This window comes from Corynebacterium kefirresidentii (assembly GCF_016599755.1).
Lineage (GTDB): Bacteria > Actinomycetota > Actinomycetes > Mycobacteriales > Mycobacteriaceae > Corynebacterium > Corynebacterium kefirresidentii.
In genome coordinates this window covers 772,342-794,625 of record NZ_CP067012.1, presented here as the reverse complement: position 1 = coordinate 794,625, position 22,284 = coordinate 772,342, and the positions used below count along the sequence as shown (strand labels likewise).

The 22,284-nt window shown below is 59.9% G+C and carries 19 protein-coding genes; 11 read left to right on the top strand and 8 right to left on the bottom strand.

The window, feature by feature from the left end; genetic code table 11:
• Positions 1 to 72: 72 nt before the first annotated feature.
• From I6I12_RS03925 to I6I12_RS03915, 3 genes are all read right to left on the bottom strand, one after another.
• A complete protein-coding gene (locus I6I12_RS03925; RefSeq protein WP_200288773.1) occupies positions 73 to 1,575 on the bottom strand; it encodes a hypothetical protein in 1,503 nt (500 codons plus the stop codon).
• 366 nt (positions 1,576 to 1,941) lie between these two features.
• A complete protein-coding gene (locus I6I12_RS03920; protein ID WP_086588326.1) occupies positions 1,942 to 2,622 on the bottom strand; it encodes a hypothetical protein in 681 nt (226 codons plus the stop codon).
• A gap of 251 nt (positions 2,623 to 2,873) precedes the next feature.
• Complete coding sequence (locus tag I6I12_RS03915; RefSeq protein WP_200288772.1) at positions 2,874 to 4,706, bottom strand: AMP-dependent synthetase/ligase; 1,833 nt, start codon at positions 4,704 to 4,706, stop codon at positions 2,874 to 2,876.
• 94 nt (positions 4,707 to 4,800) lie between these two features.
• On the opposite strand from I6I12_RS03915, the gene malQ reads away from it, so the two are divergent.
• A complete protein-coding gene (gene malQ, locus I6I12_RS03910; protein WP_200288771.1) occupies positions 4,801 to 6,924 on the top strand; it encodes a 4-alpha-glucanotransferase in 2,124 nt (707 codons plus the stop codon).
• 50 nt (positions 6,925 to 6,974) lie between these two features.
• Here malQ and I6I12_RS03905 read toward each other — a convergent pair whose 3' ends face one another.
• The gene (locus I6I12_RS03905) at positions 6,975 to 7,214 is read right to left on the bottom strand and encodes a hypothetical protein (RefSeq protein ID WP_086588323.1); all 240 of its coding nucleotides are present in this window, start codon (positions 7,212 to 7,214) and stop codon (positions 6,975 to 6,977) included.
• Positions 7,207 to 7,422, bottom strand: coding sequence for a hypothetical protein (locus I6I12_RS03900; protein WP_200288770.1), 216 nt, complete (start codon positions 7,420 to 7,422; stop codon positions 7,207 to 7,209). Before I6I12_RS03900 ends, I6I12_RS03905 begins: the two co-directional genes overlap by 8 nt.
• 38 nt (positions 7,423 to 7,460) lie before the next feature.
• Here I6I12_RS03900 and I6I12_RS03895 point away from each other — a divergent pair, with 38 nt between their 5' ends.
• Complete coding sequence (locus I6I12_RS03895) at positions 7,461 to 8,759, top strand: carboxylesterase family protein (RefSeq protein WP_200288769.1); 1,299 nt, start codon at positions 7,461 to 7,463, stop codon at positions 8,757 to 8,759.
• Here I6I12_RS03895 and idi read toward each other — a convergent pair whose 3' ends face one another.
• Positions 8,760 to 9,296: an isopentenyl-diphosphate Delta-isomerase gene (idi, locus tag I6I12_RS03890; RefSeq protein WP_200288768.1), complete on the bottom strand. Its 537-nt coding sequence runs from the start codon at positions 9,294 to 9,296 to the stop codon at positions 8,760 to 8,762. It abuts the gene before it with no gap.
• On the bottom strand, positions 9,293 to 9,841 hold the full coding sequence (locus tag I6I12_RS03885) for a hypothetical protein (RefSeq protein ID WP_049361590.1): 549 nt from the start codon (positions 9,839 to 9,841) through the stop codon (positions 9,293 to 9,295). Before I6I12_RS03885 ends, idi begins: the two co-directional genes overlap by 4 nt.
• Before the next feature lie 181 nt (positions 9,842 to 10,022).
• Between I6I12_RS03885 and I6I12_RS03880 the strand changes: the two genes are divergently transcribed.
• From I6I12_RS03880 to I6I12_RS03865, 4 genes are all read left to right on the top strand, one after another.
• On the top strand, positions 10,023 to 11,912 hold the full coding sequence (locus I6I12_RS03880) for an ABC transporter ATP-binding protein (RefSeq protein WP_200288767.1): 1,890 nt from the start codon (positions 10,023 to 10,025) through the stop codon (positions 11,910 to 11,912).
• 91 nt (positions 11,913 to 12,003) lie between these two features.
• Complete coding sequence (locus I6I12_RS03875) at positions 12,004 to 13,134, top strand: MalY/PatB family protein (protein ID WP_200288766.1); 1,131 nt, start codon at positions 12,004 to 12,006, stop codon at positions 13,132 to 13,134.
• A gap of 205 nt (positions 13,135 to 13,339) precedes the next feature.
• A complete protein-coding gene (brnQ, locus tag I6I12_RS03870) occupies positions 13,340 to 14,740 on the top strand; it encodes a branched-chain amino acid transport system II carrier protein (protein WP_200288765.1) in 1,401 nt (466 codons plus the stop codon).
• Positions 14,741 to 14,926: 186 nt separating this feature from the next.
• Positions 14,927 to 15,946, top strand: a complete 1,020-nt coding sequence (locus tag I6I12_RS03865) for an LLM class flavin-dependent oxidoreductase (protein ID WP_200288764.1) — start codon at positions 14,927 to 14,929, stop codon at positions 15,944 to 15,946.
• On the opposite strand, the gene I6I12_RS03860 is transcribed toward I6I12_RS03865, so the two are convergent.
• Positions 15,943 to 16,479 (bottom strand): hypothetical protein, encoded by a 537-nt coding sequence (locus I6I12_RS03860; protein WP_200288763.1) that lies wholly within the window; start codon positions 16,477 to 16,479, stop codon positions 15,943 to 15,945. The two genes, I6I12_RS03865 and I6I12_RS03860, sit on opposite strands and share 4 nt — an antisense overlap.
• 198 nt (positions 16,480 to 16,677) lie before the next feature.
• Between I6I12_RS03860 and I6I12_RS03855 the strand changes: the two genes are divergently transcribed.
• Genes I6I12_RS03855 through I6I12_RS03835 form a run of 5 tightly spaced genes read left to right on the top strand, consistent with a single transcriptional unit; the run spans position 16,678 to position 22,266 of the window.
• The gene (locus I6I12_RS03855) at positions 16,678 to 17,442 is read left to right on the top strand and encodes a GntR family transcriptional regulator (RefSeq protein WP_086588313.1); all 765 of its coding nucleotides are present in this window, start codon (positions 16,678 to 16,680) and stop codon (positions 17,440 to 17,442) included.
• A 39-nt stretch (positions 17,443 to 17,481) separates the two neighbouring features.
• On the top strand, positions 17,482 to 19,029 hold the full coding sequence (locus I6I12_RS03850; RefSeq protein ID WP_200288762.1) for an ABC transporter substrate-binding protein: 1,548 nt from the start codon (positions 17,482 to 17,484) through the stop codon (positions 19,027 to 19,029).
• Entirely contained in the window at positions 19,026 to 19,994 is a 969-nt protein-coding gene (locus I6I12_RS03845; protein WP_200288761.1) for an ABC transporter permease, read from the top strand. Before I6I12_RS03850 ends, I6I12_RS03845 begins: the two co-directional genes overlap by 4 nt.
• Complete coding sequence (locus I6I12_RS03840; protein ID WP_200288760.1) at positions 19,994 to 20,815, top strand: ABC transporter permease; 822 nt, start codon at positions 19,994 to 19,996, stop codon at positions 20,813 to 20,815. The genes I6I12_RS03845 and I6I12_RS03840 overlap by 1 nt, the downstream gene beginning before the upstream one ends.
• Positions 20,812 to 22,266, top strand: a complete 1,455-nt coding sequence (locus I6I12_RS03835; protein ID WP_200288759.1) for an ATP-binding cassette domain-containing protein — start codon at positions 20,812 to 20,814, stop codon at positions 22,264 to 22,266. Before I6I12_RS03840 ends, I6I12_RS03835 begins: the two co-directional genes overlap by 4 nt.
• Positions 22,267 to 22,284 lie beyond the last annotated feature (18 nt).

The window sequence follows — 22,284 nt, the reverse complement described above, 5'->3', positions numbered from 1 at the left end:
TCGAAAGAGCCTCCCCGAGAACATGCTCGTGGAGGCTTTACCGATTCCAGCTAAAGACCTAAGAGAATGGTCTTACTGGTTGATGCGCCATGGGACGCTGTTCTTCGGCAGCATGCCATGGGTGTAGAGGTAGTCAACGGCAGACAGAATGCCCAGTACCGTGCCGCCACCTACCAGGGCTGCAAGGAAGGAGAAGCCGGCCACGGAAGATAGGTCCGCGTCCTTGCCATCCTTGCCGTTGATACCGTCGCGACCATCGCGTCCGTCACGGCCGTCGCGACCGTCGCGGCCGTCCTTGCCGTCCTGGCCATCTTCACCGTCGCGGCCGTCCTTGCCATCGCGACCGTCGCGGCCGTTCTCGCCGTCCTGGCCATCGCGACCGTCGCGGCCGTTCTCGCCGTCCTTACCATCGCGACCGTCGCGACCGTCGCGGCCGTCGCGGCCGTCCTGGCCATCTACGCCATCCTGGCCATCCTTGCCGGGAACAACGACAGCCTCGCTGGTAGAAGGCTCGGTGGACTCCTCAGGAGTGGTTTCCTCGGAGGAAGGTTCCTCGGAAGGATCGACCTCAGCAGGCTGATCCTTGGTCTTCTTGCCGTTGAGCATATCGGAGCACAGCTGGCCGGCCGGAGCGTTGACGGCTGCCAGGTCGGAGGCCGCCGTAGAGATATTGTTCAGGGAGTCTTCGATGCTCTTCTGCTGATCCTTGCTCAGCTTCAGGTCGCCAGCGACGTTCGCACCTGGAACCAAGCCAGCGATGGTAACGGCTGCATTAAAGAGCTTCAAGATAACCTTGGTTCCCTTGCCAAAGGTACCGTCTGCGAACTTGAGCAGGCCGGATACGGTCTTCTTTGCGGCATCCGGGTTATTCATATCAACATCGGCATCGGCATTATCGATACGTCCGATGGCCATGCCCTGGGCACGGGAAAGGTCCCAGGTAACGGTCTTGTCCTTCTCGCCTTCCTTGACCAGCTTGGCAATGCCATCCCAGGTCTTACCGGAAATCTTATCGATGAAATCGGCCGGAACCAGGTCACCGACTACCGGAATGATTTCCCAGACGGTCTTGATAATCTTCTCGCCGCCATCGTAGAACGCCTTAGCTAGGGCAAGCTTGAGGTCGAGCAGGTTGCCTTCCTTTTCAGGGGCATCAGTCACCTCACAGACCAGCTGGTCCTTCTTTTCGTCTTTAACCACCTTGACGTTCACGTCGTCATTGGAGGCCTCGGTCTGTGCGAGCTCATCAAGAGAGGTCGGCTTTGCAGGCTTCTCGGGGGCCGGAGTCTCGGTGGCTTCCTCAGCACCATCTACAGCATATGGGGTGATGGAATCGGCGGCATCGTCTTCCGCGTCGAGTTCTTTCATCGCCTTATCACCGGCGTTGTTTTCCTCGAGCAGGTTGCCTTCTTCATCGAATTCGATGCCATTGAGGCTTACGGTATCGTCGGTGGTCTTTTCTTCGACGAAGGTAGTGTCCTCGGCAGCGACGGCGGTAGGAACAACGGTAATGGAAGAGAAGGTGGCTACGGCCACTGCGCTGGCAATGAGGCGAGAAGTTCGGCGTGCGCCCATGGTTTGACTCCCTGTAGATATGGTTGAAGAATTTAATTGCGCGCGCCGCGTGTAGATGATGCTAGGGCACGGCGTTCGCGTGGACGGAAAATACCCTACAGCGCACTAAGAGTATTTTCTACTTAAATTTTAAGGGTGACCTGGCAACAACATCGCTGGCTACAGGATCTAATCAGCTGAACAGGCATAACGTGGACCATCTGAAACGGCTGTTAACCTAAAATTCTCCTAAATTTCTACCCGAATTGGGGCAGATCCCTCCGGAAATCCACGCATAAATCCACTGGAAACTTCAACGGCCACCGAGAGAGGGAATCTCGGTGGCCGTGAACATCCCCTTGTCTAAAACAAGGAAGCCTCAATAATTTATGCAGTAGTAGCCCGGCGAGCCGCTTCACGCTTAGCGCGAACCTTTTCCACCACCGCCGCTACGCGGGCACGCTCCTCCAAGAACTGCGGCGGGTTATGCCCTCGCATCGTGCGCACATAGGCGGGGTGGGTATCAAGCACCGTGTGCTTCCACGCTTGGACTGCAATGAGAGCAGACTCGCCGGTGCGCTTGTACAGGTGCGGCAGGGAGACCATGTCGAGGTTGCGGGCCACGGCGTCGGTTTGCGCAAGCACGTACTCGACTACCTCGCGCAGGTAATCCGCCACGGCCTGGGTACGGTAACGCAGGGACTGGGCCAGCTCGTGCACCACGATGGGCTTGGAGATGGGGAATCGTTCATCCAGCAGGCGCGGGGTGAGTTGTTCCGGCTCTTCCACGTCGTTCACACCGGAAGAAGCGGCGGAAATCGTGCCGGAGCGCACGCCGGAAACCAAAGCTTGGCGCAGGCCCATCAGCTCGCCCACGCAGCGGCCGGAGTCAACGCGAGCATCTTCGACGATATCGCCTAGCTCGGCCAGGCAATCCATGCACAGCTCTTCGTCCCAATCCTCGATGGCTTCAATGAGGTGCTCGAGATATTCTGCGACTTCGTCGCCGATATTATAAATCTCTTGCGTAAGCTCGCGGTGGCGCAGCTCGGCGGCGATTTTGTGCATTGGCTTCGAGCCACTCCTTCCACGGTCCCATTTCTAACCTCTAGTAGAGGTTGAGGTTTGCTGTAACGCTTCACGACTCTATGCGAGATCCGCCGCCACGGGCGCGCGACACTCCGAAGCCATTCACAGGTTTATGGCAGGTTCGACCGCCCAGAGCAGAGGGCGGCGGGTTGAGCTGCACAAGGGGCGTCGCCAAGCAGGGCAAAAAGAAACACCCGAGGACATGTCCTCGGGTGTACCCATCGCGCAGACTAGCGCTTGTACAAATGCTCAATGGCCGCAGCATAACGCTGCGCTACCACGTTGCGCTTGACCTTCATGGTGGGGGTCAGCTCATTTTCTTCCTCAGTAAGGTCAGACTCAAGGATGTAGAACTTCTTGATGCCCTCCGCGTGGGAGACGGTGGCATTGACCTGGTTGATGGCATCCTGCAGCTCCGCGCGCAGGGTGGGATCGGTGGCCAGCTCTCGCATAGAGCGATTTTCCGGAATATTGTGGTCCAGCTTCCAACGCTTCAAAATATCCGGATCCAGCGTCAGCAGCACTCCCACGAAGGGCTTACCATCGCCTACCACCATGGCCTGGGAGATAAGCGGGTGGCCGCGCAGGATATCCTCCATCGGGCCGGGCGAAACATTCTTGCCGCCGGCCGTAACAATCAGATCCTTCTTGCGGCCGGTGATAACGAGCTTGCCGTCCTCATCAATCTCACCCAAGTCACCGGTGTTGTACCAACCATCCTCGAGGGCTTCGGCCGTTGCCTCCGGGTTATTCCAGTAACCGTGGAAGACGATATCGCCCTTGATGCAGATTTCGCCTTCATCGTTAATGCGGAAGGTCACGCCGCCCATGGGCGGGCCGACGGTGCCGATGGACTGGTCCACAAAGTCCACCGCGGCCGCGGCGGCAACCTCGGTGAGGCCGTAGCCCTCATAGACCGGGATACCGATGCCGCGGTACCAGTGCAGCAGGTCATGGCCCATGGCGGAGCCGCCGGTAATGCAGTAGTTGACGTTGCCACCCACGCCCTTGCGGATGGTGGAATACACCAGCTTGTCAAAGAGCTTGTGCTTGGCCTTCAGCAGGCGATCCGGGCCCTCCGGCTTGTCCAAAGCCTTGGAGTATTCGATGGCAACCTTCTCGGACCGCTCAAAGAGAAGGGTCTTAATGCCAGAATCGGCCGCCTTAGCAGCAGCGGAATTGCGCACCTTTTCAAAGACGCGTGGCACACCCAAAATGACGTTCGGGCGGGAGCGGGCGAACTCGATGGAAATGGTGGAAAAGTCCGACCAGTGGTTCTGGGAGGCACCGCGCATGGCCACCGCAATGGATACCGCGCGGGCAAAGACGTGCGCCAGCGGCAGGAAGGTCAAGGTATGGCTGCCCGGGACGGCAAAGATACCAATGGGATTGGTGCACAGGCCGCGGGTCTGGGCTAGCCAATTGCGGTGGGTGAGGATGCAGCCCTTGGGGCGGCCGGTGGTACCCGAGGTATAAACCAGGGAAGCCAGGTCGTCGGTGGAAGTGGCCTTGATGCGGGCGTAGACCTCCTCCGCGGCCACGCCGCGGCCCTCGAACTTGAGGGTGTCAATGGCAGAGGAGTTGATTTCCAATACGCGGCGCAGCTGCGAAGGAGAGCCCTTGAGGTTGGGCTCGCCATCTTCTTGCAAAACCAGGTTTTCTACCAGTTCGGAGTGCTCGCGGGTTTCTGTAATGGCCAGCACTGCGCCGGAGTCCTCAATAATCCAACGCACCTGGGAGGCGGAGGAAGATGGGTAGACCGGCACGGAGGCGGCTCCCGCGGCCCAGATGGCAAAATCCAAAAGGGACCACTCATAGCGGGTAGCAGAGATGAGAGCGACGCGGTCCCCCTGCTGCACGCCAAGGGCGATAAGCCCTTGGGCTACTTCAAAGACCTCATCGATGAATTCTTTGCCCGTTACATTGACCCACTCGTAATTTGCTGGGCGGGTAAACATGACGCCGTGCGGACGCTTCTTCGCGGTGTCCATCAGGGCGGTCAGGCAGGTTTCGCCCGGCTCGATAGTAAATTGCGCCGGGGTATGCACTTCTTGCAGGGTCACGCGGTGTCCTTTCGAACAGCTATTTATTAATCTCCGCCTACTGTACCAATCTGTTTCCCAGCAGGCGCGTTGTCCCCGTGGCACAATGTGGCCTGTGACTACCCGCGACTTGCTTGAAGAACTCGCTCAGCGCCACGGCGTGGCCACCAGCTATGCCTCCCAGTCTGGTTTCCCCGTCCACGTTGCTGAAGACACTATTACCTATACCCTGCGCGCCTTGGGCGTGGCCATCGAAGATAACCCAGACGATGCAGCCCTGACGCAGCTGCTTTACGACGACTACCTCACCCGCTCCTCCCAGCCCCTTCCCCACTGCGTCGTCGCACCCCAGGGTCAGGAGCGCGGGTTCGTTGTGCATGTACATGCCGGCGACACCGCCAACGTACACATCGAATTGGAAGAAGGCGGCACCCGCGAGGTCTACCAAGATCGCAACGACGCCCCAGACGCAGACGTCGATGGCACGCTATGGGGCGAGGCCAGCTTCCATATCCCTGGCGATCTGCCGCTGGGCTACCACGAGCTGGTGCTGGAGTCAGAGGGCATCGGCAAGCATGCCTGCTCGCTGATTATCACCCCGGCGCGCCTCACCACGGCCGATGAGTTTGTCGAGCACCCGATTAGCGGCGTGATGGCGCAGCTTTATTCGGTGCGCTCGGAGTCTTCTTGGGGAATAGGTGATTTCCAGGATTTGGGGCAGCTGGCTGAAACACTCGCCCCGCATGCGGATTTTTTGCTGGTCAACCCGCTGCATGCAGCCGAGCCGCTACCGCCGATTGAGGATTCTCCCTATCTTCCCACCACGCGGCGTTTTATCAACCCGCTCTACCTGCACATCGAATCCATCCCGGAGCTCAAGCTGTTGCCGGAGGACTTACAAGATGATGTGCGCGAACTGGCCGAAGAGTTTCGCCAGCGCAACCGCAGCGCAGATGAAATTGAGCGCGACACCATTTTTGAAGCCAAGCTGCAGGTGCTGCGCGAGCTTTTTAATTACCAGCCCACTCCGGAGCGCGAAGAGGCTTTCGTAAGCTATGCCCGCGAAGAGGGCCGCGGGCTGCGCGATTTCGCTGCCTGGTGCGCGCAGCGCGATGCCGCGGCGCAATCGGGCCAGCGCCATGCCGAGGGCTTGGATATGGACAAGCTCACGCGTTTTTATTCCTGGTTGCAGTTCCTCTGCGATGAGCAGCTAGCCGCCGCGCAGCAGCGTGCGCTCGATGCCGGCATGCGCCTGGGCCTGGTCACTGACCTGGCGGTGGGCGTGCACCCAGGTGGCGCCGATGCGGTAAATCTCACCGAATACTTGGCACCGCAGTGCTCGGTGGGTGCCCCGCCGGATGACTATAACCAGCAAGGCCAGGATTGGTCGCAGCCGCCGTGGCACCCGCAGCGCTTGGCCACCGCCGGCTACGCCCCGTGGAGGGAGATGCTCTCCACCGTGCTGCGCCATGCCGGCGGTGTGCGCGTGGACCACATCTTAGGGCTTTTCCGCCTGTACTGGATCCCGCGCATGGCCAGCCCGCTGACGGGCACATATGTCTCTTATGATTTTGAGGCCATGGTGGGCATCTTGGCTCTGGAGGCGCAACGCGCTGGTGCCGTGGTCATTGGTGAAGACCTCGGCACCGTAGAGCCGTGGGTACAAGATGTGCTCGCTCAGAAGGCGGTGCTGGGTACGTCCATCGTGTGGTTTGAACGCGACGATGATGACTACTCCCCGCTGCCGCAGGAGAAATACCGCCAGCTGGCGCTGTCCTCAGTCAATACGCATGATCTGCCGCCCACCTTGGCCTACCTGCGCGGCGATCATATTTCGCTACGCGCGCACCTAGGCGTGCTTACCCGCTCGGTGGAAGAAGAGCAGCGCGATGACATCGAGTGGCAGGCCCGCGTACTCGCAACCGTGGCGGACCGTGGCCTCTTGCCACAGCGCGATTACCTCGTAGATCCGGCAGAGCGCGCTTCTCGCGGCGCGGAGGAGGATATAAGCGAAGCGCTGCATCGCTATATCGTAGGTACACCTTCGGCTCTTGCGTGCACCAGCTTGGTGGACATGGTGGGTGATGTGCGCGCACAAAATCAGCCGGGTACCACGCACGATCTTTATCCCAATTGGTGCGTGCCGCTATGTGATACCAACGGCGCTCCCCTGCTCATTGAGGATCTTCCTAGTCTGGAATTCTTCCAGCACTTAGAGGCCACCAGCCGGAAAGCATAAAGCGGAAGGCCTAACGCCGGGCCTAGGCGCTGGTGCGGGGTGGAGCAGGTTTAGGTCCACAGGCCGATCAGTGCGACGACTATCACCAGCGCGATCATCGTCCACAACGTGAGCGTGACACGGGATTTGGGCAGAGCGCGCTTGCGTTTAACGGGCTGTGCACCAGGCGTGGCCGCCGAGGTAGAAGACTGGCCGGCGCGCTTGGCTTCGGGGTCCCAAAGGCCCTCGCGGGGGTTAGCGCGCAGCTCGGCGCGCTCTTGCCGTGCCCGCTCGTTATTTTCCTCAGCCATGGTGGTCTATTTTAGTGCTGTGGCTGCGTTGCTGGGAAATCATGCGTTTGCCTCGGTTGGCTATGTAGTCGACCACCCACATCAGGCACCACGCTACGACCACCATGAGCGGCACGGCGATGGCCACCACGATGACCATTTGAATCCACACGGGCGCCTGCACCAACAATTGCGATAGCGTGCTGCCCAAGCTCGTCAACCACTCCATGGCTACTTATCCTACTTGCTCGCGGTAGTCTGGCTGACATGTCGAGCGCCCAGATTCCTGTTACCGTCGCCACCGCTTCCGGCCGGATCACCGGCGTACGCCGAGATGGCCTGCACTATTTCCATTCGGTGCGCTATTGCAACATCCCCAGCCCCTACTCTCCTGCCGAGCCATATGATCGCAGCGTCGATCAGGATGCCCGCGAGCCGCACCCAGAAGATATTGCTTTGTCCATTACCACTCCTGCCGATGCCAGCGACTGCCCTGTGGTGGTCTATGTTCACGGCGGGCGCTACGAGCACGGATCGCACGAGGATCCGCGGCTTTCGGGGACAAAGAATGCCCGTCACGGTGTAATCCAGGTCAACGTGGGTTATCGGGTCGGTTTGGCTGGTTTCGCACGCTTTGACGGCGATGAGGCGGACCGCTACCGCGGCATCGATGATTGCCTCCTAGCTTTGGAATGGCTGCAGCACAATATCGAGGCCTTTGGTGGCGATAAAACCAATATCACTTTGGTAGGCCAATCCGCTGGGGCGGCAATAAGCTTGTGGCTCGCACGCCGCGATCACTTCCGGGGCGGTTTCCGCCGCGTGCTGGCGCTCTCGCCAGCATTCCCACGCGACCGCTTCGAGCACCGCGTCACCGACCTACGCAAGGCTCTAGGTGTGCCGGTCACGCGCCAAGCTTTAGAAAAAATGGACCCAGAATCGCTGGCCAAAGGGTATGCCAAATTCCGCAAGAAATATCGCTTCGATGTCGCCTTGGGCCCCGCGCCACTGCGGGCCGAAGAACTGGCGGATATCCCTATCGTCGTGACATCTACCCGCGATGAGTTCTATGACATGCCCACAGCCCAGCGCATTGACAAGATGGCCTTGGCGGGCTTTATTACCAGCTATCTTTCGCCCAAGTTTGGGATTTCGCAGGGGCGCTTCAAGCAGTGGCGGCAACTGGCGCATTATGTGGATCCGCAGCGGCCGATGGGCCGGCTCATCGGTGATGCCGCAGTGCGACGTTGGACCGCCCAGGTAGCCGAGTATGCTCCAGGACCTACGTGGATGATGGAATTTACCCGCACTAATGCCCCCGCAGTGCACTGCGCCGAGCTCGGCCCACTTTTTGGCGGCAATGGTAGCGAAGGGGAAAACAACGCCCCCGCCGAAGAGCTCAATGAGTGGCTACGCCATTTTGCCACCACGGGTGAGCCCGGATTCCCCAGCTATGGCGATGACCACCAGGTGCTGGAATTTGACCTCGATACGGGCGAGCGTCGCCTAGCCTATGCCACCTTGGACTATGTGGCCGCGGCCTTTTATAACGACGAGGAGCTGTAATTACAGCGCAGCACGCAGCTTTTCGTCCGCTAGCTCATCAATCATCCACGGGCTAAAGACGCCAGGCATGGCATCGGCGGCAGCAAAAAGCCGGGCCGGCTCGACCCACTGGTAGGAATCTACTTCCTCGGGATTGGGCTCCCACTGCGCATCAGGGGCAAGCTCGACGGTATATACCGGGCAGATTTCGTTTTCTACCGTGCCTGAAGAATCCACCGCGCGATAAGAAAAATCCGGCAGGATAAGCCGCGGGGCGGATAGATCTGAAGGCGCGATGCCTAGCTCAAAGGAGGCGCGGCGCAGTACTGCAGCCGTATTCTCCTCGCCGGGAGCGGGGTGGCCGCAAAAAGCATTGGTCCACACGCCAGGCCAGGTGAGTTTGCTCAGCGCGCGGCGCGTGACTAGCACTTTGCCGCCGCAGGTTAGCCAGGCGGAGAAGGCAAAGTGCAGCGGGGTATCGGAGGTATGAACTTCGGCCTTGGGAGCGGTGCCGATGGGTTCGCCCGCGGCAGAGGCCAAGACTACAAGTTCCGTCATAGATTAAGGTCTCCTACCCAGGTCACGTTGCCTACGTGGAGGCGCGCATTCCACAGGTTGCCAGGAGTGACGTCGTAGCGGTATTGCAGATTCACCGAGGCACCCGCTCCCAACGGGTGGTCGAGTCCTGGTGGCTCCACATCCGGGGCAGACTGCTCGTCATAGGGCAAGGAATTAATCTTGGCCCAGCCACCATTGCCGTCGGCGCGTTCGAGGGTGGGATCTTCAAAGGCGTCGACCGGCAAGGGAACGTCGTTTTCATTCTTCAGCAGGATGGTCACTACGGAGCCGCCGGAATTGTTATCGGAATACACTCCCTGCAGTTCCCAGCTCACGCCCAAGCCCTTATCCTTTACCGGCTCGGCAAGGTTAGAAGTGACCTCTTTGTCATCGGTGTCCTTGGCCTCGTACGGGGCTTCTTCGGAGCTGGAGACGGTGATATTGTCCCCGAGCCCTGTTTCTTCCGGCTGGAGAACACTACATCCGGTCAGGGTCACGGCGAGAGCGCTGACCACGCCTGCGCCGAGTATGTGAGAAATTTTCACCGTGGATGGATCCTTTGCACGCGAAGATTGTTGTATTTCTGCACAAGTACCTTAGCCTAATCTTTCCGGAACTTAGGCATTTACTCCCGTGAACCCCGCATGTGGCATACTAGGCAGTCGCTTAAATCTCTCCTCCCTTAAAATCGCGCACTACCCGCCTTTTTGAATTGAGTGTGGTTTTATGAATTCCATCTTGCGCATTACTCGCAGTGCTTCTGCCCTGTGGCCTTATTACTTGGGCGTGCTACTAGCTGCCACGGTCACCGCAGTCCTAGCACTGATATCGCCCTTTTTGACGCGCCACGCTACCGATACGATCGTAGAGGCGCTGCAGACGGACGCCCCGGCCGGCGATGCACTGCGCACCGTGTTGTTATTGGCTGTGGCGCTTTTTCTTGCCGACGCCGCCAATGCCCTCTTCCGCAATATTGGTGGCTACATCGGCGATGTCATGGTCTCGCGCCTGCGCGAGATTTTGTCTACCCGCTACTTTGCCAAGCTGCTCGCCCTCCCGCAGGGCTATTACGATAACCAGGTCACCGGCACGATCATCGCCCGGCTGGATCGCTCGATTGCCAATATCACGCAGTTCGTGCAGTCCTTTGCCAATAACTTCTTCACGATGATCATTCAAACCCTCGCGGTATTAGCCATTACCGCGTGGTTCTACTGGCCACTGGCTATCCTGCTGGCCCTCCTCTTCCCGGTATATATGTGGCTCACCGCGCTGACCTCGAAGCGCTGGCAGAAGTTTGAGGCCATTAAAAATGAGAATATTGACCAGGCTAATGGCCGCTTTGCCGAGGTCATAGGGCAGGTCAAGGTGGCCAAGTCCTTTGTGAGCGAGACCCGCGAGCTCTTCCACTTTGCTACGTGCTACCGCACCGTGGTGGATACCACTAAGCCGCAATCGCGCTGGTGGCACATGATGGATACCTTCCGCGGTCTGGCCATGGCGTTTATCTTCCTAGGTATCTACGGCGTTATCTTCTGGCGCACGCTGGAGGGGCATTTTTCCTTGGGCGATATGGTCATGTTGCTGCAGATGGTCTCCAGTGCGAAGCAGCCGGTCTTTATGATGAGCTGGATTGTCGATACCGCCCAGCGCGCAATCGCCGGTTCGAAGGACTACTTCAAGGTAATGGAAGAAGAGCTCGAGCCCACCGCCCCGCGCGAACTGGTGGCCGCCACCACCGGTTCGCATACCCCGCAGCTGGATCTCACGCCGGTTCGCCCACTCGAGCCCACACCCGGCGCGCCGGTGTTTTCCTTTCAGCACGTTTCCTTCGCCTATGAGGAGGGCAAGCCCGTGGTGGAGGATATTTCCTTCGCGGCCGCTGAGGGCCATAAGGTAGCACTCGTGGGCGAGTCCGGCGGCGGCAAATCGACCTTGGTGAACCTGCTTTTGGGCCTTTACCACCCCTCAGCGGGGCACCTCGATGTGCTAGGCCACCGGGTAGACGATCTCACTGCCTCGCGCCTGCGCGCCTCGGTGGGCGTAGTCTTCCAGGAGTCTTATCTTTTCTCCGGCACCATTCGCGAAAATATCGCCTACGGCAAGCCGGGTGCCACGGAGGAAGAAATCGTGGACGTCGCCAAGCGCGCCAATGCCCATGAGTTTATCCGGGCCTTCCCGGATGGCTATGACACCGTTATTGGTGAGCGCGGCCTTAAGCTTTCCGGTGGACAAAAGCAGCGCGTCTCCGTTGCCCGCGCCATGCTTAAAGACGCCCCCATTTTGGTATTGGACGAGGCCACCTCGGCGCTTGATACCAAGTCCGAGCGCGCCGTGCAGGCCGGTTTGGATGAGCTGATGAAGGACCGGACCACGCTTATTATTGCCCACCGGTTGTCCACCATTGCGGACGTCGATACCATCATCACCTTGGACCGCGGCCGCATCGATGAGATGGGCTCGCCGGCCGAGCTGGCTCAATCCGGTGGCATTTATGCCGAACTGCTCAAACTCACTCAATCCACCTCGGCCGCAGACCGCCGCAGGTTGAAAAAATATGGCTTTGTCTCCGGCCACGCCTCCGAATCCGAGGAGGAAGAGGAGGCAGATGTCTAGGAGCCTGCACCGTCGCGGGAAGATAAGCCAGTTGAATAAAAGCGCATAAATGCGATGGGGTGGCCGCGGGCTTCGCGTTATGGTTGTTGCCATGGAGTTTCCTAGCCTAGAAGAATTGCAAGCCCGCGGAACCCGCAAGTGGACCGTCTTCGAAGAAGATGTGTTGCCACTGTGGATTGCGGAGTCCGACTTCCCCACCGCGCCCGCCATCAAGAAGGCGTTGGAAGAAATGGTGGATAGGGAAACCTTCGGCTATACCCCAGCACCCAAGGCCTCAGGACTGCGCGAGGCTGTGGCTAATTTCTATGACACACGCTATGGCTGGCGCCCCAACCCGGAGCATATTTTCTGGATTGGGGATGTAGTGCGGGGTCTTTTGCTAGGAGTGCAGTACTTTACCCGCGAAGGTTCCCCGGTCATCGTGCCAGTACCTTCCTACCCTCCACTGCTGGAGCTGCCGCGCACCGCTGGCCGCGAAAAGATCGAGACCAGCCTAGAGCTCGATGATATTGAGCGCGCCTTCCAGCAGGGCGCTGGCTCTATTTTGCTAGCCAACCCTTATAACCCACTCGGCCGTGTCTTGGACGAGGACTACCTCACCGGCTTGGTAGAACTGGCGGAAAGATATGATGCCCGCATCCTGGCCGATGAAATCCATGCCCCGCTGGTCTATGAGGGGCGGCATATCCCGGTGGCGTCGCTGAGCGCGGCGGCTGCCGAGCGCACCATCACGGTAACCGCTACCTCCAAGGCTTTTAATACTGCCGGGCTAAAGTGCGCGCAGATTATTTTCTCCAATACGGCCGATGTACACACGTGGAATGGTCTTACTGGGGTGGCCAAGGACGGCACGGGCACTCTAGGCGTGCTTGCTGCGGAGACTGCCTACCGCGAGTGCGGCGACTTCCTCGATGAAGAAATAGCGTACCTGCGGCAGACCCGCGATTGGTTGGTGGAGGAGCTGCCACAGCGCATCCCCGGCTTAAAGACCAGCAAACCAGAGGCCACCTACCTGCTGTGGTTGGACTTTGCTGATACCGCCATCGGCGGCAATCCGCAGCCGGCCAAGTGGTTGCGGGAGAATGCGAAGGTCGCGCTCAATGAGGGCGATACCTTTGGCACCGGCGGTCCGGGCCATGCGCGGTTGAATTTCTCTACCTCGCGCGAGATTTTGGAGGAGGCACTCGACCGCATGGAGCGTGCCTTCGCCGCACTCGATTAGGTCGGCCCGGCTGGGTCAACCATGTATTCTGCGTCACCCCCACACTTTGATTTCTCACCATGTGGGCGGTAATGTCTCATTACACGAACAGGCGTGACCCGCCACCTCGGACCGCGGAGACGCACCCCACCCCGCCATCACCCCTCGGCGGAATAAGGAAAGCTTCCTCACATTCTAGCTGTACATGGAAAATTAAGGAGCCACCATGGCTACCCCAGTCGCGTCAAGCACTGCAAAGCCCGTCGCCACCATCGTAATTGCGTCGTTGATGCTGTTTTCGATGTTCTTCGGCGCCGGCAACCTCATCTTCCCACCCATGGTGGGAGTTTCGGCCGGCACCAATTTTTGGCCCGCCGTCCTCGGCTTCCTCGCCGCCGGCGTGCTCCTTCCGGTCCTAGCCATTGTTGCCGTCTCCATTTCGGGCCGCTCCGTGCGCGACCTGAGCTCCAACGGTGGCGCGCTTTTCGGCCTCGTCTTTTCTGTAATGGCCTACCTTGCCATCGGTGCCTTCTACGCCCTGCCGCGCACCGGCGCCGTTTCCATGGAAACCGCCATCACCCCGCTGCTGGGCTGGGAGGGAACCATGGCCAATGGCATCTTCAATGTGGTCTTTTTCCTTATCGCCCTAGCACTGTCTTGGAAGCCAAATTCCATTATCGATACCTTGGGTAAGTTCCTCACCCCGGCTTTGGTGGCGTTGTTGGTTGTCCTCATCGCCTTGGCAGCTTTCAACAATCCCCGCGATCCCCAAGCACCTACTGCGGACTATACTTCTTCCCCCATGGTCACCGGCCTTTTTGAGGGCTATAACACGATGGATGCCATTGCGGGTCTGGCCTTTTCCATCGTCATTGTCGGCGCTTTGCGTTCCAAGGGTTTTAAGACCAAGAAGTCCCTGGTTAACGGCACCATTACTGCCGCTCTGGTTGCTGGCGCTTTGCTGGCCGCTATCTATCTGGGCTTGGCGTGGGTAGGCCAAACCATTCCCAATGGCCAGTCCTATGAGTCAGGAGCGCCCCTGCTTGCCGACGCCGCAAATCTCACCATGGGCACCATCGGCCAAGTCGTCTTCTCCGCCATCGTCATCCTGGCCTGCATGACCACCGCGGTGGGCCTTATCACCTCCACCTCCGCCTTCTTCGAAATGCTTGTGCCTAAGGTGAAGTACCACGTCTGGGCCTGCCTCTTTACCGCACTGTCCATTCTCTTCGCCTTCCAGGGGCTGGAGACGGTGCTGTCCATTGCAGTGCCCTTCATTACTTTCCTGTATCCACCAGCTATTTCCCTTATCTTCCTCACCCTGATCCAACCAGTGGTGAAAAAGTCCGTGGTCTTTTATTGGACCTACCGTTTGGCACTGTGGGTATCGGTGCTGTGGTCGGCCTTGTCCGTTATCGCAGATCAGGGCTGGGGAACCGACGCACTCGATCCCCTCTTGAGCTTGGCTCCTGGCCAGTCCGTAGACCTCGGCTGGATCGTCCCTACCGCCATCGCGGCAGTCATCGGCCTCGTTGTCGATATCGCCACCAAGGCAGGCGAGAAGCACGAGGCCGCCAACCCACCGGCAACAGAGCCGGCGGAGGCCGACGCCCTCGCTGAGGCTTAGTCTCTCCTTCCTACCTCCCCCTCCCACTCCACACCTCACCACGGTGCCGAGGCGGAGGGGATTTTTATGTCAACAGGCCCCTGCGGCGATGCGGTATAGCCCCGCCCGGAATAGTCAGGCGGCGCGTACCGTTGGAAGAAGAGAACTTAGACAGGATTTACCGAAAGCAAAAGGAAGGCTCTCCCCGTGACCGAACGCGCGCATCTTTCCGTCTTGGACTTCTGCACCATTTATGAGGGCGAGACCCCAGCACAATCCATCGCCCGCTCCGTGCAGTTGGCACAGGAAGCAGAAAAGCTGGGCTATTCTCGCATGTGGTACACCGAGCACCACAATATGAAGTCCATCATGTCTTCTTCTCCGGCCGTGCTCATCGCCCACATTGGTGCGAAGACCGAGCGCATTCGCTTGGGTTCCGGCGGAGTGATGCTGCCTAACCACTCCCCTTATGTCATCGCCGAGCAATTCGGCACTTTGGAGGAGATGTATCCCAAGCGCATCGACTTAGGCGTAGGCCGCGCACCCGGCACGGATATGAATACCCTGGGCCGCGCCCTGCGCCGCGACGCCCACTCTGCCGAACGCTTCCCCGAAGACGTCAAAGAGCTCAACTCCTATCTCGAGGGCAAGTCTTATATCCCGGGGGTCAGCGCCGTTCCAGGTGCCAATACCAACGTGCCGATCTATATTTTGGGCTCGTCCATGTTCGGCGCCTCGCTAGCCGCCAAGCTCGGCCTGCCTTATGCCTTTGCTTCTCACTTTGCCCCGCAGCACCTCGAGCAGGCTACCACCTACTACCGCGAGAACTTCCAGCCTTCCGAGCGCTTCAGCAAGCCCTACCTCATCGCCGGAGTCAACGTCACCGCCGCCGAGACCACCCAACAGGCGCAGGAGGAATACGAGCGCGTGTGTTTCAACCGCGTCAAGGCCTTCGCCGGCCGCGGCAAGCACCTCACCGATGAGCAGGTGGAGCAGATTATCGGCTCTTACCAGGGCCAGCAGATCCTAGACATGCTGAAGTACTCCGCCGTGGGCACCGCCGATGAGGTGGCAAACTACCTCGAGACCTTCCAGAAGCACGCTAAGGCCGATGAGCTGATGGTTTCCTTGCAGTCCAGCTCGCACGAGGAAGTCATCAAGAATATGCAACTGCTCGCACAGGGCTGGCAGCTCGATCCGGCACGCGTAGCCGGCACCCCGAGCTAGCCTTCGGCCCTTACGTGGCCTAGGTGGTCAATGGGGACCTCGGGGAACCGTTCCCGGAGTTTTCCCTCAAGCTCCCGCGGTCCCAGGTTCGCCTGCTCCGGCAATCGCACCGAATACTGCTGCGCTTCGTCCAAGGTAGAAACGCGTACCCCACGCGGAATCAGGGCCAGGAAATTTTGGCCCGGCTCGAGCGAATAGAACTGCATGCGGTCTAGCTCAGCGGCCGGATACCTAGTCCGCTGGAGTGGCAAGGAAATATCCTCGCCAATGCGCAGCAGCGCACGAGCTCGGCGCCGCGCGGAGGCTACCACCGCCAGCATCGCGCACAGCGCCCCGCCTAAGGGCATGAGCGCGGCAATGAGGTAAACGGTATGCAAGCGTGTGTCGGCCGGCTCCTGCAGCGCCGAGTAAATAAGCACTCCACCGATTAGCAGCAGCGCGACGGCGATAATGACAGCCACCGTCACTGCCTTGCCTAGGCGCGCGGTACCGCCGGCTTCGCGTACTTCAATAGTTTCGGTGCTCTCGTTCACGAAGACTTAGCCTAGCGTGCTTCCCACCCACCTAGCGCTGATAGAGCGGCGCGTGATTTTATTTAGTGCCTTTTCACTCAAATAGCGCGTAGTTTCTTAGTGACGCTGTTGCGTTAGCGCACCCTAGCAAAATGGAATAACATTGACGTGTTTCGCTCCGCTGCGAAAAGCCCCGGAGAGACTAAGGACAAAGGTTGAATGAGCCCACGCGATAAACAGCAACATAAAAAGATCGCGGACTACCTGCGAGAACAGATCCGCTCTGGCGTGCTGCAACCAGGCCATTTTCTACCTAGCGAAGCAGATTTATGCGAGAAGTTTTCTTCTTCCCGCGGACCCGTGCGCCAAGCGGTTGCGGCTTTGCGCGCCGAAGGGCTGGTTTCCTCCGGCCGCGGGCGACGCTCCACCGTTTTAGCCTCTACCCAGGCAGAGCTTTTTGAATCCATCTATTCCATCTCCAGCTGGCTCAGCGAATATGACGCGGATCCCCAACAGCACACCCTGTGGCTGGCTCGCCGCCGTGCGCCGCGGGAAATCACTCGTTTTCTGCGTGTGGACCCAGAACAAAATGTGGTCTTTGTCCACCGCGTGCGCTATACCGAGGACCACCCCATTGCCATTGAGCGCATGTATTTCCCCATGGTGGTGGGAAAGCACATCTTGGACTTCGACGCGGATGCCGGCTCTATTCATGCGCACCTGCACGAATGCGGCGTGGACTTTGATAATGTGCGCCGCGAACTCACATTGGAAGAAGCCACGGCTGAGGATGCCGAGGCACTTGAAGTGGCCACTGGCACCCCACTGTGGCGGCTCCAGATGGAAATATCCAACCACTCCGGCGAACCGGTGGAATTGGCGGTATACCTCTATCGCGCGGACCGCATGAAGCTGGCTATGAATAACGTACGCGGGGGCGTTTCACCCCTAGAAGTTATCCCCACACCCGGAAATTTTGCATAAGTTTCACGGCAGCTATCCCCACCGGCTACCCTGCTTCCTATGAGAAGATTTCGCGCCGGCAGGGCGCTGGGTAGCCTCGCCATGGCAGCCGCTGTCGGAACCGTATCAGCGTGCTCTGCAGGCCATACCGCGGTGGTTGATACCTCCCAAGCAGATAGTGACTCCGCTTCTGCTTCCCTTACCGTAGCCTCCACCTCGGCAGCCACCTCCCTAGATTTCACCACTACCGGTGGTGCCGCCATCCCCGCCGTACTCATGGACAATGTCTACGAAACTCTCGTGCGCATCGATGAGGACGGTTCTATCACCCCGGGGCTCGCCAGCTCGTGGGAGATCAGCGACGATGCCCGCAGCTATACCTTCCACCTGCGCAAAGGTGTCACCTTTTCCAATGGCGATGCTTTTACCGCCGAGACCGCGGCCTTTTCCATTAATTACGTTCGCGAGAAATGGACCAATGGCATCTCTGCAGCCATGGATCCGGTAGCCAAGGCCACAGCCATCGATGATCACACACTAAAGGTGCGCCTGAAACAGCCATCGAATGGTTGGCTCTGGTCCATGGGCACGGCCACCGGCGCGATGATGACGCCTAATGGCATGGATAACCTCGCCGCCCAACCGGTGGGTACCGGCCCCTTTGAGGTTTCCCGCTTTGCGCCTTCGGAATTTGTGGAGCTCAAGGTCCGCAAAAATTATTGGGGAAAGCCCGCCGCGCACGATGTCACCGTGCGCTATTTCCCAGACACCATCTCCTCGGTCAATGCGCTGCAGGCCGGCGGCGTGGACGTGGTCTGGGGCGTGCAAAACCCGGAGCTTCTCGATGACGTCAAGGACGGCATCGCTACCGAGGTCGGCACCACCAATGGTGAGGTGTTGCTATCCATGAATAATGCCCGGGCTCCCTTTGATGATCCGCGCGTGCGCCAGGCAGTCGCCTATGCCGTCGACCGCAAGGCGGCCAATGACATTTTGTGGAATGGCCTAGCCAAAGACACCGGTGGTGCACCAATCCCACCTACAGATCCATGGTTCCAAGGCAAGCACTACTACGACTACAACCCGGATAAGGCCCGCCAGTTACTCGAAGAGGCCGGCGCAGAAGGGGCCGAAATCACGCTGACCACACCGACGCTGCCCTATGCCCAGACCGTCGCCGAGCTGCTGTACTCGCAACTCACCGAAGTTGGTTTTAAGGTGAAGCTGGAATCCGCCGAGTTCCCAGCCGTATGGTTGGGCCAGGTCATGGGTGCCAAAGACTATCAAATGTCGCTCATCTCCCACGTAGAACCGCGCGATGTGCCAACCCTATTCGGCGATCCGGACTACTACCTCAACTACGATTCGCCGCGCACCCGCGAGCTTTTGGCCCAGGCAGACTCCGCACCCGAGCAGGACTACCCCAAGCTCATGGCACAAGCCGTGGACCAGATCATGGCTGATGCCGGCGCGCTGACTTTGATGAATATGCCCAATATCGTGCTCACCCGCACAGGCGTGCGCGGACTGCATCCTGATCAGGTCACGGACGCGCTGATCTTGCGCGATCTCAGCTCCGCAATGACCACCGAAAAGGAGGCACGATGACTTCCCTTCGCCTTACTGGGCGCGCCATCGTGCGCCCGCTGCTGCGCTTTGCATTAACGCTCTTTGCCGCCTCCATCATCATCTTCGCGCTCATGCGCGCGGTGCCAGGCAACCCGGCGCGGGTGGCGCTGGGAGTGAATGCGACCGAAGAGGCCGTCGGCAAGCTCAGCTCTGAGCTGGGCCTGGATCGCCCGCTGCTCACGCAATATTGGGAGTGGATAAAAGGCCTGTTTACCGGCAGTTTTGGGCAGTCATTGTCCTCGCAACAAGATATTACGCCGCTGGTGCTGGACCGCGCCCAAGTCACGCTCATCCTGATTGGTTTAGCGATGCTACTCGCACTGGCCGGGGCCATCCCGGTGGGAATGTGGTTGGCACTGCGCAACCGTACCCGCAGCGCGGATGTGGTTACTGCCGGTACGCAGCTAGGCATTGCGGTGCCCAGCTTCCTTCTCGGCATCATCCTGGTGGCCATCTTTGCCGTTCACCTAGGCTGGCTGCCGGCCAATGGTTGGGTGCCGCCAAACCAGGGCGCAGGCGAGTTTATTCGCCACCTCATCTTGCCGGTCATTGCGCTGGCCGTGGTGCAAGGTGCAATGCTGACGCGCTATGTGCGCTCGGCTGTGCTCGATGTGCTGCATCAGGACTATATTCGTACCGCCCGTGCGCTGGGTCAGTCCCCGTGGCAGGCGCTGAAGCGCCACGGCCTGCGCAATGCGGCGCTGCCCGTGCTTACCGTGGCCGGCGTACAGCTAACCACGATGGTCGTGGGCGCCGTAGTAATTGAGTCCGTCTTTGTCATCCCCGGCATAGGTTCGATGCTGCTGGATGCGGTGGCGGTGCGCGATCTGACCACGGTGCAGACCTTGGTCATGCTCCTCGTCGCCTTCGCCTTGGTGGTCAATGCCCTCACGGATGTGGCCTACCGATTCATCGATCCGCGCATCACGGCAGGTGATAAATAATGAAGCTGCGTTTTTCTGGCTGGCTGGGGGCCATCCTCGTCGCCGCCACGGTGCTGGTGGCAGTGATTTCGCTGGTGTGGACGCCGTATGACCCTACTCTCGCGCACCCGGATGTGAGCCTTGCCGGCCCCAGTGCCGAGCATCTCCTTGGTACGGACCGCTTCGGTCGCGATACCGCTTCCCGCCTCATGGCGGGGGCCCAGATTACGGTCTTCGTCGGCCTAGTGGCGGTGGGAATCGCCGCCGTGGTCGGCGTGCCGCTCGGCATCCTCGCTGGCATGCGCCGCGGCACGTGGGCCGATGCGTTAGTGATGCGCAGTGCGGATTTGTTGCTTGCCTTCCCCGCGCTGCTTTTGGCGATTATTGCTGGCGCGGTATGGGGCCCCTCAACGCTTACGGCCATGATTGCTATCGGCATCGCCGGCATTCCTTCTTTTGCCAGGGTTGCGCGCTCGGGCACGCTGCAGGTCATCACGCAGGACTATATTTCCTCCGCGCGCATTTCCGCGGTGCCGGGCTGGAAGGTAGCGTGGCGCCATATTCTGCCCAATCTTGCCGGTCTGCTCATCGTGCAGGCCTCGGTATATTTCGCGCTTGCCATCCTGGCCGAGGCCGGCCTGTCCTATCTTGGCTTAGGCACCGCCCCACCGGCCGCCTCGTGGGGCCGGATGCTGCAAGATTCCCAGTCGCTTCTGGGCACCGCTCCTCTGCAGGCCTTCTGGCCCGGCCTGGCCATTGCGGCAACAGTGCTGGGCTTTAACCTGCTTGGCGACGCCCTCCGTGACCTCCTCGATCCCCGCCTGAAAGGATCCGCGCGATGAGCCTGCTCAAAGTAGATAACCTGGCGGTCACCGCTGCTGGGTCCAGCACTGCTCTTCTGGGGCCGCTTAACTTCGAGCTCGCGGCCGGCGAAAAGCTCGGCATTATTGGTGAATCCGGCTCCGGAAAATCGCTCACTGCGCTGTCCATCATGGGGCTTTTGCCCGATGGGGTGCGCGCGAGCGGCTCCGTCACAGTGGATGGCCACGAGGTAGTCGGCACACGCGATTCCCGTATCCGCCCATTGCGCGGGAAGACCATGGCCATGGTCTTCCAAGAGCCAATGAGCGCGCTGGACCCGCTTATGCGCGTGGGCAAACAGCTGGCCCACGCCGGGGTGCGCGATACCGCAACCGCTCTCGAAGAGGTGGAGCTTGATGCCGACATTGCCTCCCGATTTCCGCATCAGCTCTCCGGAGGCCAGCGCCAGCGCGTGCTCATTGCCATGGCCATGGCCGGCCACCCCGATCTGCTCATCTGCGATGAACCGACCACCGCGCTGGATGCCACCACGCAAGATGGCGTATTGCGCGTCATCGAGCGCGTGACCAAGGCTCGCGGCATCGCGCTGATCTTCATCACCCATGACTTGGGAGTCATCCGCCGCATGTGTCCCCGCGTTGTGGTAATGCACCATGGCGCAGTGGTGGAGTCGGGCCCTACCGAGCGGATTCTTGCCCAGCCCGAGCATCCCTATACCCGCGAGCTCATCGCCTCCTCACAGCCGCCAGAGATGAGCCTTGCCCCGGCCGCAGCAGAAGATTCCCTCGTCACGCTCGAAGGGGTTAGCAAGGTGCACGGCACTCACGCCGCACTCGACGGCATCGATCTGCGCGTGCACCACGGCGAGCGCCTCGGCATTGTGGGTGGCTCCGGATCGGGCAAGACCAGCCTGCTCAAGCTCATTGCCGGACTCGACCAGCCCACAAGCGGCGAGGTCACTGTCCGTGGCCGAGTGCAGATGGTCTTCCAAGATCCGCAGGGCTCTCTCAACCCGCGGCTAAAGATCTGGAAATCCATCGCAGAGGCCATGCCGGGCAACCCAAACAAAGCCGAAAAGCGCTCCCGCGCCGCGGCCGTGCTTGCAGAGGTCGGGCTTCCGGCCGATAGCCTCGACCGCTTCCCGCACGAGTTTTCTGGTGGCCAGCGCCAGCGCATTTCCATTGCCCGCGCGCTGTGCGGCGAGCCAGATATCCTGCTGGCCGATGAAGCAGTCTCGGCCCTTGATATGTCCGTGCGCGCGCAGGTTTTGGAGCTACTGGCAGAGATCATCGACAAGCGAGAGCTCACCTTACTCTTTGTCACCCACGACCTTGCGGTGGTACGCCACCTATGCGATAGTGTCGCCGTCCTCGACCGCGGCCGGCTCATCGAGCACGGCCCTACCGAGGCCGTATGGTCCTCCCCCAGCACGGACTACACGCGTCGGCTTATCGCGGCCGCCGAAATGTGAAGCGGGTGCTGGTGGGCG